10 protein-coding genes are annotated in these 14,142 nt (G+C 60.3%); 4 read left to right on the top strand and 6 right to left on the bottom strand.

Translation table 11 applies throughout. From position 1 onward, the window contains the following. Positions 1-264: 264 nt before the first annotated feature. Positions 265-1,164 (bottom strand): homocysteine S-methyltransferase family protein, encoded by a 900-nt coding sequence (locus tag AB4O09_RS01280; protein WP_003206973.1) that lies wholly within the window; start codon positions 1,162-1,164, stop codon positions 265-267. A gap of 113 nt (positions 1,165-1,277) precedes the next feature. Here AB4O09_RS01280 and AB4O09_RS01275 point away from each other — a divergent pair, with 113 nt between their 5' ends. The 3 genes from AB4O09_RS01275 (at position 1,278) to AB4O09_RS01265 (ending at position 5,236) form a co-directional block, all read left to right on the top strand. Next, a complete protein-coding gene (locus tag AB4O09_RS01275; RefSeq protein ID WP_003206974.1) occupies positions 1,278-2,099 on the top strand; it encodes an ABC transporter substrate-binding protein in 822 nt (273 codons plus the stop codon). Continuing rightward, positions 2,096-2,929, top strand: coding sequence for an amino acid ABC transporter permease (locus AB4O09_RS01270; protein WP_003206976.1), 834 nt, complete (start codon positions 2,096-2,098; stop codon positions 2,927-2,929). Before AB4O09_RS01275 ends, AB4O09_RS01270 begins: the two co-directional genes overlap by 4 nt. Before the next feature lie 282 nt (positions 2,930-3,211). Then, positions 3,212-5,236: an autotransporter outer membrane beta-barrel domain-containing protein gene (locus AB4O09_RS01265; RefSeq protein WP_460107873.1), complete on the top strand. Its 2,025-nt coding sequence runs from the start codon at positions 3,212-3,214 to the stop codon at positions 5,234-5,236. A gap of 62 nt (positions 5,237-5,298) precedes the next feature. Here AB4O09_RS01265 and oadA read toward each other — a convergent pair whose 3' ends face one another. Then, positions 5,299-7,107, bottom strand: coding sequence for a sodium-extruding oxaloacetate decarboxylase subunit alpha (oadA, locus tag AB4O09_RS01260; protein WP_003206980.1), 1,809 nt, complete (start codon positions 7,105-7,107; stop codon positions 5,299-5,301). Between the two features lie 12 nt (positions 7,108-7,119). After that, on the bottom strand, positions 7,120-8,535 hold the full coding sequence (locus AB4O09_RS01255) for an acetyl-CoA carboxylase biotin carboxylase subunit (protein ID WP_003206982.1): 1,416 nt from the start codon (positions 8,533-8,535) through the stop codon (positions 7,120-7,122). Positions 8,536-8,722: 187 nt separating this feature from the next. Here AB4O09_RS01255 and AB4O09_RS01250 point away from each other — a divergent pair, with 187 nt between their 5' ends. Next, positions 8,723-9,685 carry a LysR family transcriptional regulator gene (locus tag AB4O09_RS01250; protein WP_013694598.1) on the top strand — a complete coding sequence of 321 codons (963 nt, stop codon included), beginning with the start codon at positions 8,723-8,725 and terminating at the stop codon, positions 9,683-9,685. Here AB4O09_RS01250 and AB4O09_RS01245 read toward each other — a convergent pair. From AB4O09_RS01245 to AB4O09_RS01235, 3 genes are all read right to left on the bottom strand, one after another. Then, positions 9,627-9,836, bottom strand: coding sequence for a PA3496 family putative envelope integrity protein (locus tag AB4O09_RS01245; RefSeq protein ID WP_013694599.1), 210 nt, complete (start codon positions 9,834-9,836; stop codon positions 9,627-9,629). The two genes, AB4O09_RS01250 and AB4O09_RS01245, sit on opposite strands and share 59 nt — an antisense overlap. Positions 9,837-9,998: 162 nt before the next feature. Next, a complete protein-coding gene (hexR, locus tag AB4O09_RS01240) occupies positions 9,999-10,865 on the bottom strand; it encodes a transcriptional regulator HexR (protein ID WP_003187110.1) in 867 nt (288 codons plus the stop codon). 323 nt (positions 10,866-11,188) lie between these two features. Further along, positions 11,189-14,062 carry a putative bifunctional diguanylate cyclase/phosphodiesterase gene (locus tag AB4O09_RS01235; RefSeq protein WP_043042239.1) on the bottom strand — a complete coding sequence of 958 codons (2,874 nt, stop codon included), beginning with the start codon at positions 14,060-14,062 and terminating at the stop codon, positions 11,189-11,191. Between the last annotated feature and the right edge of the window lie 80 nt (positions 14,063-14,142).

The following is a 14,142-nucleotide window of genomic DNA, read 5'->3' as shown; positions in this document are numbered from 1 at the left end:
CCGGTGATGAGTAGGGCTGGGACCCTATCGCGCCGTTTCAGCGGGAATGACGTACATATGTATAGGTGTGGGGACGGGCTGTGGAGAAAAGCGTAAGCCGATGTTTGCGGCGGCGGGATTGCACGCTTGAAAGGATGCGGCGGCTGAGCGTTAGCCATCGCGAGCAAGCTCGCTCCCACAGGTTCTGCATTATTGTGGGAGCGAGCTTGCTCGCGATGGCGGTCGAACAGCCAATGTATTTATTACCCTCCGACCGCCAACCCCTTAGACCAGCTTTTGCGCCAACACCGCAATATGCTCCGGCCCGATCCCGCAGCAGCCGCCCAGGTGGCTGGCCCCGCGTTTTTGCCAGTCCGCCGCCCACTGGAGATAGCCTGGCGGATCAAGGTCTTCGCGCAGCGGATCGAGCCCATCGTTGGCCGTCGCTTCCTTCGGTTGCGGCGGGAAGGCGTTGGCGTAGGCACCGATGTGGATCTTCACACCCAGGCGCGCGAAGGTGTCCCGCGCGGCATCGATGGCCGCGCCGATCACTTCTGGCTGGCTGCAGTTGAACAACAGCACCTCGACGCCCAGCTCAGCCGCCACCGCAGCGGCGTCCGCCACCGGTTCGCCGGAACGCAGGCGTGGCACTTCATCAGTGTCTTCGTCTTTGAGGGTGAACGACAGCCAGAACGGCTTGCCGTCCTTCGGCAACCCGGCGTGAATCGCCCGCGCTTCGACCGTGGAGCTTTGGGTCTCGGCCAGCCACAAGTCGACATGGGGCGCCAGGCCGTTCACCAGGGGCGCGAGCAATTCACTGGCGCGGGAAGCGTCGAACAGATCCGGCCGATAGGAGCCGAACAAGGGCGGCAGCGACCCGGCCACTTGCACCGCTTTACCCGAAGCGCGCACTGCCCGCTGCGCCAACTCGCCCGCGAGCGCGGCCAGGGCCTGGCCTTCTTCGGCGAAACGCGCCTCGCCAATATGAAACGGCACCACCGCATAGCTGTTGCTGGTGATCACGTTGGCGCCGCTGGCAATGTAGGCCGCGTGCACGGCTTCTACCGCCTGGGGCGCTTCGCTCAAGGCCAGCGCCGACCACTCGGGCTGTCGGAACGGCGCGCCCCGGCGTTGCAGTTCGCGGCCCATGCCGCCATCGAGAATGACTGTCGTTGCTGAGCCCATATGCGATTCACTCATAAGCTTATGAAAAATACTCACTACCGGAGTTGTTCTTATAACTATTTAATACGCACCATTCGGTGAACTACAACTTATTTTTCTATCAGGGCCCTCACATGAAATTACAACCACTGCTGGCCCTGGGCCTGACTCTGCTGGCTGCCTCTTCGCAAGCGTTCGCCGGCGCCACGCTGGATCGCGTCGAACAGAAAAAAGAACTGGTCGGCGTGCTGATGGAAAGCTATCCGCCCTTCTCGTTCCTTAACGATCAGAACCAGCTCGACGGTTTTGACGTGGACGTCGCCAAGGCGGTGGCGCAGAAACTGGGCGTGAAGCTGCGCCTGGAAACCCCTTCCTGGGACGTGATCGCGGCCGGTCACTGGAGCGGGCGCTATGACATCTGCATCTGCTCCATGACGCCGAGCAAGGCACGCGCCGAAGTGTTCGATTTCCCGGTGCAGTACTACGCTTCGCCAGCGGTGATCGTGGTCAACGCCAAGGACGACCGTATCCACGGCGCCAAAGACCTGAGCGGCAAGAAGGTCGGCCTGACCAGCGCTTCCAGCTACGAGAGCTACCTGAACAAGAACCTGGTGATCGAAGGCGCCGAGGATACTCAACTGAGCTATCCGTTCGAGGACGTGCAGATTGCCCCGTACGACACCGACAACGTGGCTTTCCAGGATCTGGGCCTGGGCGCCGGGGTGCGACTGGACGCGGTGCTGACCAACCTGGTGACCGCACAGCCGCGCCTGACCGAAGACAAGCGCTTCAAGCTGGCCGGCGAGGTGCTCTACTCCGAGCCGAACTCGGTGGCCATCGAAAAGGGCGACGCCCAGTGGGACAACAAGGTGCGTGAAGTCTTTGCCCAGTTGAAACAGGACGGCACCTTGAGCAAACTCTCGCAAAAATGGATCGGCGCCGACATTACCCAATGACTTCTTTTCCACCCCCTCAGCCACCGCCACCGGTGGCTGAGTCACGCTTGCAGAAAATCTTCGGTTTTCGCACCCGGCTGTACCTGACCTGGGCGGCCATGCTGGTGCTGTTCGCGAGTTTCTTCCTGAGCTTCGACCTGAAGTTCTCCATCATCCTCGACAAACTGCCGAACCTGCTGGGCATGCATCTGGCGCCCAATGGCTTTTTGCAAGGCGCGGTGCTGACGTTGTTCCTGTGCCTGTGCTCGATCGTCGCTTCGTCATTGCTGGGCTTCATCACCGCCCTGGCGCGGCTGTCCAGCAGTGCGGTGGCGTTCGGTATCGCCAGTTTCTATGCGTCGTTCTTTCGCGGCACGCCGCTGCTGATCCAAATCCTGCTGATCTACCTGGGCCTGCCCCAGCTGGGCGTAGTCCCGGGCGCCATCGCCGCCGGGATCATCGCCCTGTCGCTGAACTACGGCGCCTACCTGAGCGAAATCTTCCGCGCCGGTATCCTCGGCGTCCCCAATGGCCAACGTGAAGCTTCCCTCGCCCTGGGCCTGAGCGAAACCGTGATCTTCTGGCGCGTCACCCTGCCCCAGGCGATGCGCACCATCATCCCGCCGACCACCAACCAATTCATCTCCATGCTCAAGGATTCTTCGCTGATCTCGGTGATGGGGGTTTGGGAGGTGATGTTTTTGGCGCAGTCTTATGGTCGTTCCAGTTATCGCTATATCGAGATGCTGACTACGGCGGCGATTATTTACTGGTTGATGTCCATTGCGTTGGAGCTGATTCAGGCGCGGATGGAGCGGCATTATGGGAAGGCTTATCTGAATAATCGCTGAGCTGTTCCGAGGTGCCTTTGAGGACAGTGCGTATATCCATTGCTGCGGTAACGGATATACACACCAGCCAATCCGCCTCCCACAAACGGCGCTTACCATTTCTGAAAGGGTTGTAGGGCAAAGCTTCGAACCATGAGTGCCAACGAGACAACACACTGATCGCAGCACGAGCAGCCTACAAATTTCATCCGCCGAATCTTTCCAATGGCGAGGAGATAGCTGGCATCGCCGCCCAGGGTGAAATTTTTAAAGTTCGACCTCCTTCATGAGAGGCCGCACTCAATGCCGACCCAACACTTATACCTGCCCCAACATCTTGCTCTGGCAATCGCCTTGGCCCTTGGCTGCGTGGATGTTTCGATGGCTCAACAACCTGCCGATATCCCCACGACTGCCGAGCTGCAGGAGCGTCTCAAGGCGCTCGCAGAAGCTCCAGATACCAAACATCACAATGTCGACAAACCTCGAAAAACCGGCATGAAACTGACCAAGGCCAACGACTTGGTCAACATCAGCGCAAATGGTGCGTTCGGCGGAATGGTTGATGGCGGTGGCGGAGCCAACGTGTTGCGATTGGACGACGCCGCGCACTCTAAATTGGCTAAAACCCGTAATTTCCTGGCCTTGCACGTCACGAAAGGCGAATGGGAGCACACCGGGAGCTTCACTGGCTGGGGAGTGATCGAGCCAGAAACCAAATTGATCAACACCGGCCTTATCGACGGACAGATCGGAGTTCTCGGTGAGTTTGACAACAAGGGAGATGTTGCAAATAACGCGATTGTCGAGCCAGGTGCTCGCATGACGAACGCTGGAACAGTGACCGGTCGTGTGGATGTGCGAGAAGGCGCAACATTCAGCGGTACCGGGACAGTGGGCTTCCTGAACGTCGAGGGGCAATTGGAGGTAGGTCCTGAAATAGGTGCACCCTTTGCCAACGACTTATCGTTTTCCCCAACCGCCGTAGTGACCTACGGCGTCGATGCTGATGGCCATAGCTCAACGATCAACGTTGAAAATACCGCAACCTTGAACAACGCAACGCTAAGGATCGTCGGTGTATCCGGCGAGTACATTGAGGCAAAAGAGCATACCGTCATCAAAGCAGGGCAGATCGTCGGGGAGTTCGGGTCGGTAGTCAGCGAGCTGGAATTCATGACGGCGACATTGCACCCCACCGAGACGCAGGTCAGCCTAACCTACGCGCGCAACGATGTTCCGCTCAAGACGGCAGCAACTTCTGATCCTGCTCGCGCAGTTGCAGACAGCATTGAAAAACCGCAACCGGCCAAACCTACTCCCAAACCCAACGCCGCCATCAACGCCCTACTCGGCAGCAACCTGATCACCGCCGCCAACGCCCTCGACCAATTGAGCGGCTACAACACCGCCGACCTGGGCAACGCCACCCTAAGCAGCGTCGCGCCGATCAGCACTGGAATACTCTCGGCCATGGACTCGACAAAGCCCGGGGGCGCACGGGGCGACGGCCAAGTCTGGGTCCAGGCCATCGGTAACAGCGGCAGCATCGGTAGGCAATTGGGAAGTTATTCCCTGAAACATTCAACCAAGGGTTTGTTGCTAGGCACCGACTGGGCTGTCAGCCCTGCTTGGCGCTTGGGAATACTCGGCAGCAAAACGCAAACCCGGTTGGACAGCCGTCAATTCGACGGCCAGCTCGACAGCTGGCTGGTAGGTGCCTATGCCTTGCGCCAGGACGGGCCGCTGGCGCTGCGCCTGGGCGCCGTTTATGGCCGTCATGACGGCAGCACCAAGCGCCACGTGGCGTACAACGGTTTCAGCGATCGCCTCAAGGGTCGTTACGATGCCAACACGCAACAGGTCTTTGGGCAAATCGGCTACAACCTGGACGCCGGTCATTTCGCTATCGAGCCCTATGTCCAACTGGGCTATCAACGCTATCAGCGTGATCGGTACACCGAGAAAGGAGGAGATGCCGCGTTGCAGTTCGATGCTCGCACTCAGGATCATTACCACAGTGACCTGGGCCTGCGCCTCGCCCGCCCCTTCCCGCTTGACCAAGGCATGCGCCTGACACCCCGCTTGAATCTGGGCTGGAAACACCTCTACGGCGAGGTCAGGGGCCGCGCCCATCAACGCCTGGTCAGCGCCGGCACGACCTATACCGTCGAAGGTATCGAGTTGGACCGTGACAGCCTGCTCCTGGAAGCCGGGCTGGACCTGGCCGTTTCACCACGGCACACGCTAGGGCTGAACTATCGCGGTGAAACGGGGCAGGACAACCGCAACGGTGCACTGATGGGCCAGTGGCGAATGATGTTCTGACGGGCAAAAAAAGGGGAGCACATGCCCCCCCGAGGTTAAAACGTTGTATCGAGGCTGTTTATTCAGCCTTCGATCTCGATCAGGATCTCGCCCGGGTTGACCCGGTCGCCCTTGGCTACATGAATCGCGGTGACCTTGCCGGCGATGGCCGCCTGCACTTCGGTTTCCATTTTCATGGCTTCGGTAATCAGCACTGCTTGACCGGCCTTCACTACGTCGCCTTCCTTGACCAGCACATCAACGATGTTGCCCGGCATGGTGGTGCTGACATGGCCTGGTGCAGTGGCTTGCTTGCGCTTGCTGCTGCCACCGCCGACAAATTCATTGAGCGGTTCGAACACGACCTCTTCCGGCATGCCATCGATGGACAGGTAGAAGTGACGCTTGCCTTCGGCCTTGACGCCCACACCGGTGATATCGACGCGATAGGTTTCGCCGTGGACGTCGATGACGAACTCGGTCGGCACGCCTTCGCCGCCCGCCGAGCTCACGCTGCCCGCCTCAGGGATTGGCAGCAGCACTTCCGGGGTCAGGGTGCCGGCTTCGCGTTCTTCGAGGAATTTGCGACCGATGTCCGGGAACATGGCGTAGGTCAGTACGTCCTCTTCGGACTTGGCCAGCGCACCGATTTCACCGCGCAGCTTGGTCATTTCCGGCTTGAGCAAATCGGCCGGACGCACGTCGATCACCTCTTCGCTGCCGATGGCCTGGCGACGCAGCTTCTCGTTCACCGAACCTGGCGCCTTGCCGTAACCGCCCTGCAGATAGAGCTTCACTTCGTTGGTGATGGTCTTGTAGCGCTCACCGGCCAACACGTTGAAGAACGCCTGGGTACCGACGATCTGCGAAGTCGGGGTCACCAGCGGCGGGAAGCCGAGGTCTTCGCGCACGCGCGGGATCTCCGCCAACACTTCGTTCATGCGGTTCAGTGCGCCCTGCTCTTTCAACTGGTTGGCGAGGTTGGAGATCATCCCGCCCGGCACCTGGTTGACCTGGACGCGGGTGTCCACGGCGGTGAACTCGCTTTCGAACTGGTGGTATTTCTTGCGCACGGCGTAGAAGTACAGGCCGATTTCCTGGAGCAGTTCCAGGCTCAGGCCGGTGTCGAACTCACTGCCCTTGAGGGCCGCGACCATCGACTCGGTGCCCGGATGGCTGGTGCCCCAGGCGAAGCTGGAGATCGCGGTGTCGATGTGATCGGCACCGTTTTCGATGGCCTTGAGTTGGCACATCGCAGCCAGGCCGGCGGTGTCGTGGGAGTGGATGAACACCGGCAACGATTGCTCGGCTTTCAGCGCTTTCACCAGCTCGCCAGTGGCGTATGGGGTCAGCAGGCCGGCCATGTCCTTGATCGCCACAGAGTCGCAACCCATGGCTTCCATTTGCTTGGCCTGGGCCACGAACGCGTCGATGGTGTGCACCGGGCTGGTGGTGTAGGCGATGGTGCCCTGGGCGTGCTTGCCGGCGGCCTTCACCGCTTCGATGGCGACTTTCAGGTTACGCACGTCGTTCATTGCATCGAAAATACGGAACACGTCGATGCCGTTGACCGCAGCCTTGGCCACGAACGCCTTGACCACATCATCGCTGTAATGGCGGTAGCCCAGCAGGTTCTGGCCGCGCAGGAGCATTTGCAGACGGGTGTTGGGCAGCGCAGCGCGCAGTTGGCGCAGGCGTTCCCACGGGTCTTCTTTCAGGAAGCGCACGCAGGCGTCGAATGTCGCGCCGCCCCACACTTCCAGCGACCAATAGCCGACTTTGTCGAGCTTGTCGCAGATCGGCAGCATGTCTTCGGTGCGCATGCGGGTGGCGAGCAGCGATTGGTGGGCGTCGCGCAGGATTGTGTCGGTAACAAAGATCTTCTTGGACATGGTCATACTTCCTTACAGGCCTGCGTGGGCGGCAATGGCGGCGGCGATGGCCAGGGCCAGCTCTTCGGGTTTGCGCTTGATCGAGTAGTTGGTCAGTTCAGGGTGGCTTTCAACGAAGCTGGTATTGAACTGGCCGCTGCGGAATTCCGGATTGCGCAGAATCTCCTGGTAATACGCGGCGGTGGTCTTGACCCCCTGCAGGCGCATGTCATCCAGGGCCCGCAGGCCACGGTCCATTGCTTCTTCCCAGGTCAACGCCCAGACCACCAGTTTCAGGCACATCGAATCGTAGAACGGCGGAATGGTGTAGCCGGTGTAGATCGCCGTGTCGGTGCGCACACCCGGGCCGCCAGGGGCGTAATAGCGGGTGATCTTGCCGAAGCTGGGCAGGAAGTTGTTTTTCGGGTCCTCGGCGTTGATGCGGAACTGCAACGCAAAACCACGGTGCTGGATGTCTTCCTGCTTGACCGACAGCGGCAGCCCGGAGGCGATGCGGATCTGTTCGCGAACGATGTCGATACCGGTGATTTCTTCGGTGATGGTGTGTTCCACCTGCACCCGGGTGTTCATCTCCATGAAGTACACCTCGCCTTCGGCGAGCAGGAACTCCACGGTGCCGGCATTTTCGTAGCCCACGGCCTTGGCGGCACGCACCGACAGATCACCGATGTAGGCACGCTGCTCGGGGGTCAGCTGCGGGCTCGGGGCAATTTCGATCAACTTCTGGTTGCGGCGCTGGATCGAGCAGTCACGTTCGAACAGGTGCACCACGTTGCCGAAACTGTCGCCCAGGATCTGCGCTTCGATGTGCTTGGGATTGACGATGCATTTTTCCAGGAACACTTCCGCCGAACCGAATGCCTTGGTGGCTTCGGAAATGACCCGCGGGAAGGCCTGTTCGAGTTCTTCGCGGCTGTTGCAGCGACGGATACCACGACCGCCGCCACCGGACGTGGCCTTGAGCATCACCGGGTAACCGATCCGATCACCTTCGGTCAGCGCTTCTTCAATGCCCGATACGTTGCCTTCGGTACCCGGCGTGACCGGCACACCGGCCTTGATCATGCTGCGGCGCGCTTCGGTCTTGTCGCCCATGCGGCGAATGACTTCTGCCGAAGGGCCAATGAATTTGATTCCGCGTTCAGCGCAGATGTCTGCCAGTTCGGCGTTTTCCGAGAGAAAACCGTAGCCGGGGTGCAAGGCATCACAGCCGGTTTCCACCGCCAGGTTCACCAGTTTGCGCGGGTTCAGATAGCCGGCCAGCGGATCGGCGCCAATGCTGTGGGCCTCGTCCGCACGTTTGACATGCAACGCATGGCGATCCGCGTCGGAGTAGACCGCGACCGAGCGAATGCCCATTTCGGCGCAAGCGCGCACGATGCGGACGGCAATCTCACCACGGTTGGCGATCAGGATCTTTGTTATCAATTGGAGGTTCCCTTGAGCCGGTGATACCACGGCCTGGGATCCAGGCCGACGCGTGACCAGATGTAACAATTGGTCGCAGCCCCACACTAGTCCTGGCTGTTGATTAACAAAAATGAATATTTATTGGGTCGTGCATAAGCAAAGACTTATAGTTGAGCTATTCGTCTCGGCCCAGGGTGCTTAGAAAATGCGTAAGTCATTGATGCGTATGACATTGCGTCAATTGCAGATTTTCAACGAGGTGTGCGACCTGAGGTCCTACAGCCGTGCAGCTGATGAAATGTCTCTCACACAACCGGCCGTTAGCCTACAGATTCGTTCCCTGGAAGAGCTGATTGGCCAACCGTTATTTGAGTATGTCGGCAAAAAACTCTACATGACCGAAGCCGCCGAAGCCCTGCAACGTGCCAGCCGGGACATCTTCGGACGCCTGGAAAACCTCGATATGCAGCTCTCGGACATGCAGGGTTCGCTGCAAGGCCAATTGAAGCTGGCGGTGGAGTCCAGCGCCAAGTACTTCGTCCCGCACCTGTTCGCCGCGTTCAAGCGCCAGCATCCGGAGGTCAACCTGAACCTCACGGTGGTCAATCGCGGCCAGGTCATCCGCCGGCTCTCGGACAACCGTGACGACTTGGTGATCATGTCCATGGTTCCCCAGGACATGGGCCTGGAATTCCTGCCATTTCTCAACAATCCAATCGTCGCCGTGGCGCCGCCCGATCATCCGTTGTGCCACATGGGCCCGCTGCGCTTGCAGGACCTGGAGCCCTATACGCTACTGTTGCGCGAACCGGGGTCCGGCACGCGACTGGCCTGCGAGGAGTACTTCAAGGAGAAACGGGTGCATTTCACCCAGACACTGGAGGTGGCGTCGGCGGAGGCCCAGCGCGAGTGCGTGGTGGCCGGGCTGGGCGTGGCACTGTTGACGCGCCACGCCGTGAGCCGGGAATTGTCGTCCGGCGCACTCATCGAGCTGCCGGTGGAGGAGTTACCGCTGTACCGCAGCTGGTGCCTGGTTCAGGCCCGGGCCAAACGCCTGTCACCGGTGGCTCATGCCTTCCTGGCATTCGTTCGCGGTGAGCGCGCTCAGATCATTGGCCTGGTTGAGCGTTTCGACGGGAAGCCGCCGGCGCTGCCTGCCAGTAACTGAACTCTGCCGCGTCAGGAAATTCGCTGATTTCGGCCAGGAGCTGGCGCTGTTCATAGCGGTCTTCGATGGCACGACGAAACGCCATGCGGCGCTGGTCTTCCTGCTGACGACGGGTTTTGACGGCGCTGCGTTCTTCGTAGGACTGGGTCATGTCGAGACTCCCAAGACGTATACGGGAGCTTTACGATGACGGAGCGGGATGACGGTTTGGCGGCGCGAAGATTACAAGACGATGAATTTGGGCAGACGCCACCTGTGGTGAGGGAGCAAGCTCCCTTGCACAAAAGCCCCCCTCGACCTCTGGGATTGGGACTCAGTCGTCCAGCGCCTTCACCGACTTGGGCGACAGCCGCAAGCTGCGAAGGCTGCGCTTCACGCTCTTGAGGTGGTTGACCAGGCTTGGACCACGGGCCATGGCGACCCCCATTGCCAGCACGTCGATCACCACCAGGTGGGCGATGCGCGAGGTCAGCGGCGTGTAGATCTCGGTGTCTTCATGCACGTCGATGGCCAGGTTCACCGTGGACAGTTCCGCCAATGGCGTCTGGCTCGGGCACAAGGTAATCAGCGAGGCACCGCTTTCGCGCACCAGGTTCGCGGTGATCAGCAAGTCCTTGGAACGCCCCGACTGGGAAATGCAGATCGCCACATCGGTAGGTTTCAAGGTCACCGCTGACATGGCCTGCATGTGCGGGTCGGAATAGGCCGCTGCCGTCAGCAGCAACCGGAAGAACTTGTGCTGGGCATCGGCTGCCACCGCGCCCGAGGCGCCGAAGCCATAAAACTCGACACGCTGGGCCTGGGACATGGCCGTGACGGCTTTTTGCAACGCCACCGGGTCGAGCTTCTCGCGAACCTCCATCAGCGTATGCAGGGTCGTGTCGAAGATTTTCAGGCTGTAGTCAGCAACGGAATCGTCTTCATGGATCGCAAACTGACCGAAGCTCGCGCCGGCGGCCAGGCTTTGCGCCAGTTTGAGTTTCAGGTCCTGGAAACCCGAGCAACCGATGGCCCGGCAGAAACGCACGATGGTCGGTTCGCTGATGCCGACGCTGTGGGCAAGATCGGCCATGGAGCTATGCATCACGGCCGCAGGATCAAGCAGTACGTGATCGGCGACTTTCAGCTCCGACTTGCGTAGCAAGTGGCGTGACTGGGCGATGTGTTGCAACAGGTTCAAGGGGCTGGACTCTTGTTATGGGCAGATGCCGGGATGTAGCAAGCTTGTAGTTATACTACAAGAATTGGCTTTTTGCCCGTCCAAAACGTAACTGGATTGCCTCGCTGCCCCTTTGTTTTGGCCGAGGATCCGCCGATGTAGCAGCTTGTGCCGTAGCGCAAACCTTCAACGCTGCCGATCCGCTGATATCCAGGCCAGTCCTGAGCTTCCAACCCGGGGGAAATCGTCTATTGGTCATTAGCCAATCACCCAATAACTTGCTCCCATGACTTCCCGTGAGACGAATTCGTTGCCTGAGGGGAAGTTATCGTCGTGGCCCAGGCTCATTCAACCAGGTGTTGCGCCCGCAACAACCCCGCCAGCCCCTCAGCCTCCACCGGCCGGCTGATCAGATACCCTTGAACCTCATCGCAACGTTCATTCCTGAGGAATTCGAGCTGCTCCTGCCGCTCAACGCCTTCGGCCACGACCTTGAGCGACAACCCATGGGCCATTGCAATGATTGCCCGGGTAATTGCCGCATCCACGCTGCCCTCACCCAACCCGCGAATGAACGCCTGGTCGATCTTCACGTAATCCACCGGGATGCGTTTGAGGTAACTCAGGGATGAGTAGCCGGTGCCGAAATCGTCGATCGCCAGCTTGACTCCAAGGTCACGCAATTGCTGGAACGTGGCGATGATGTGTTCGACGCTGTCGAGCAACTGGCTCTCGGTCAACTCCAGCTCCAGATACTGGGGCGCCAGGCCGGTTTCCTCCAACACCTGCCGCACCAGGCTGACCAGCTTGCCCTGGCGCAATTGATGCACCGACAGATTGACGGACACCCTGATCGGCGCGAGCCCCTGGCGCTGCCATTCGCATGCCTGCCAACAAGCCTGGCGCAATACGAATTCACCAATCGGCCCAATCAACCCGGTCTCTTCGGCCAGGCCAATGAAATCCCCAGGTGGAACACGACCCATGGCCGGATGATCCCAACGCACCAACGCCTCGGCAGCGTTCAGGCGACCGGTCGCCAGGCACAGTTTTGGCTGATAAAAAACCTTCAGTTGTTGCTCTTCCAAGGCCTTGCGCAACTGATTCTCCAGTTGCAGGCGCTCCAGCGTGCTGGCCTGGAGGCTGTCGGTGTAGAACTGGAAATTGTTGCCCCCCAAATGCTTGGCATGTTGCATAGCCATGTTCGCCTGGCTGACCAGCATGGCAACTTCCCGCGTGTTGTCGGGCAACAGGCTGATGCCGATCGAGGCACTGAGCACCAGTTCATGGCCTTCTATGGTCAGTGGCACACGCAGCTTGGCGGCCAGCCGAGTCGCCACCCGCGCCAGGCTCGAAAGGTTGCCATAGGCATCGAACAACACCGCAAACTCATCGCCCGATAGCCGGGCGATGGTATCCGCCTCGGGCAGCGCATTGATCAGGCGTCGTGCCATTTTCTGCAACAACTGGTCGGCGATGTCATGGCCGAGGCTGTCGTTGAGCAACTTGAAACGGTCCAGGTTGATATGCAGCAACGCCAGGCTGCGCCGTCCGCCTTGGCGCACACGCTGATGAGCTTCGTGCAGGCGCTCGCGAAACAGCGAGCGATTGGCCAGCCCGGTCAATTCGTCGTAATGGGTCAGGTAGCGCATCCGCTCTTCGGATTCGCGTCGCGCCGAAAGATCGGCGAAGAAGCCCACGATATGGCTGACATTTCCCCGAGCATTGCGCACGACGTTCAGTTGCAGCCATTGCGGATACAACTCGCCGTTGGCCCGCGCCTCCACCAACTCACCCTGCCAGGTGCCGTGTTGCTTGAGCGCTTGGCGAATGATGGGGTAATGCCGGCGCGCATCGCGACTGCACGGTAGGTCCACCACATTGCGCCCGAGCATCTCATCGATATTGAAACCGGTGACCCGCGTGAACGCCTGATTGGCAGCGAGTAGCACGTAGTGGGGGTCGAAAATCACGATACCTTCGCTGGCGGCTTCGAACACCGTGGCCGCCAGTTGCCGTTGCTGCTCGAGTTCCTTGCTGGCGCTGATGTCTCGCCGGGTGCCGACCATACGCAGCACCCGTCCGCTCATGCTGCGCTCCACGGCCCGGCCGCGGTCTTCGATCCAGACCCAGTGGCCATCGCCGTGGCGCACACGGTATTCGATCTGGTAATCCTCGCTGCGGCCCTTGAGGTGTTCGACCAAGGCCCGCTTGAGCGCCGGCAGGTCCTGCGGATGCAGACGCGGGGTGAGATGAGTGAGCATCGCCGTGATGTATTCGGGTTCCAGGCCGAAGAGTTCCTTGAGCTGAGTGTGATGGACTTCGTCAGTCTGTAGATTCCAGTCCCACAACCCCAGCTCACTGGCTTTGAGCGCCAGGGCCAGACGCGCCTCACTCTTGCTCAACGCCTGGCTGGCGACCTCCAGTTCAAGACTGCGCTGCGCTACCCGCGCTTCCAGGCCAACCTGGGCCGCCCGCAGTTTTTCCTCCGCAGAACGGCGTTGTTCGACCTCCCGGGCCAGCGCGTCGTTGAGCTGGGCGCCGCGGGTTTGAGCTTGCTGCAGATGCTCGATCAGCGCCTGGTTCTGGAAGCGTCGCAACAGGCCGCTTTGGATCAAGCGGTTGACTTGCCAGGCGACCACGCTCAGCGAGACCAGCACGATCAGCCCAAGCCAGCCCCACCCGCGTTGCTGCTCGTCGCCGCCCCAGAAGAGGTAGCCGATGGCCGGTAACAGGCACGGCAAGGTAAAGGACAGGAATGCGGGAAGGCTCACCGCGTAGGCCACGCTGGCCGACAGGGCCGCCGCGCCAATCAGGCCGAATACCCAGGCCTGTTGCTGGAAACTGTCAGCCGGGACCAGCGCGATACCGGCCCCAGCCAGCGTCAGGCCGGTCATCGCCGAGCCGAGCAAAAACATACGCAACCAGATCGGGTGTGCCTGGCGGCTCGGCATCGCCGAATCGAAGGCCGCCACCTGGATCACCCGCAAGGCCACCAGCGACAACAACCAGACGAGCCAGACGCTGACCAGGAAATAGCGCCGCGGCTCCCATAACAGGGCGGCGCAGACCAGACCATTGAGCAACATGAACAACGTAGGCAGCAGCGAGCCTTGATACAGCAGACGTGTGCGCTCGACCGCCATCTCCATGGCGTACTGCTTGCAGATGACCCGCGGCTCCACACAGGGGCCCGCCGGATCGGAATTGAGGGTCATTGGCACTGTTTTTGTTCTTATTCAGTGGAGCGTGGAGAACCCGAAACAAACACCGAGCATACACAAGCCACGGGGCATCC

It is taken from the genome of Pseudomonas sp. H1_F01, assembly GCF_054681425.1.
Note: the sequence above shows the minus strand (reverse complement) of the source record. Positions and strands in the feature narration are given on the sequence as shown.

Excerpts from the sequence above, each read along its gene's own strand:
- AB4O09_RS01280 (WP_003206973.1), bottom strand. The coding sequence starts at position 1,164 with ATGGGCTCAGCAACGACAGTCATTCTCGATGGCGGCATGGGCCGCGAA.
- AB4O09_RS01275 (WP_003206974.1), top strand. The coding sequence starts at position 1,278 with ATGAAATTACAACCACTGCTGGCCCTGGGCCTGACTCTGCTGGCTGCC.
- AB4O09_RS01270 (WP_003206976.1), top strand. The coding sequence starts at position 2,096 with ATGACTTCTTTTCCACCCCCTCAGCCACCGCCACCGGTGGCTGAGTCA.
- AB4O09_RS01265 (WP_460107873.1), top strand. The coding sequence starts at position 3,212 with ATGCCGACCCAACACTTATACCTGCCCCAACATCTTGCTCTGGCAATC.
- oadA (WP_003206980.1), bottom strand. The coding sequence starts at position 7,107 with ATGTCCAAGAAGATCTTTGTTACCGACACAATCCTGCGCGACGCCCAC.
- AB4O09_RS01250 (WP_013694598.1), top strand. The coding sequence starts at position 8,723 with ATGCGTAAGTCATTGATGCGTATGACATTGCGTCAATTGCAGATTTTC.
- AB4O09_RS01245 (WP_013694599.1), bottom strand. The coding sequence starts at position 9,836 with ATGACCCAGTCCTACGAAGAACGCAGCGCCGTCAAAACCCGTCGTCAG.
- AB4O09_RS01235 (WP_043042239.1), bottom strand. The coding sequence starts at position 14,062 with ATGACCCTCAATTCCGATCCGGCGGGCCCCTGTGTGGAGCCGCGGGTC.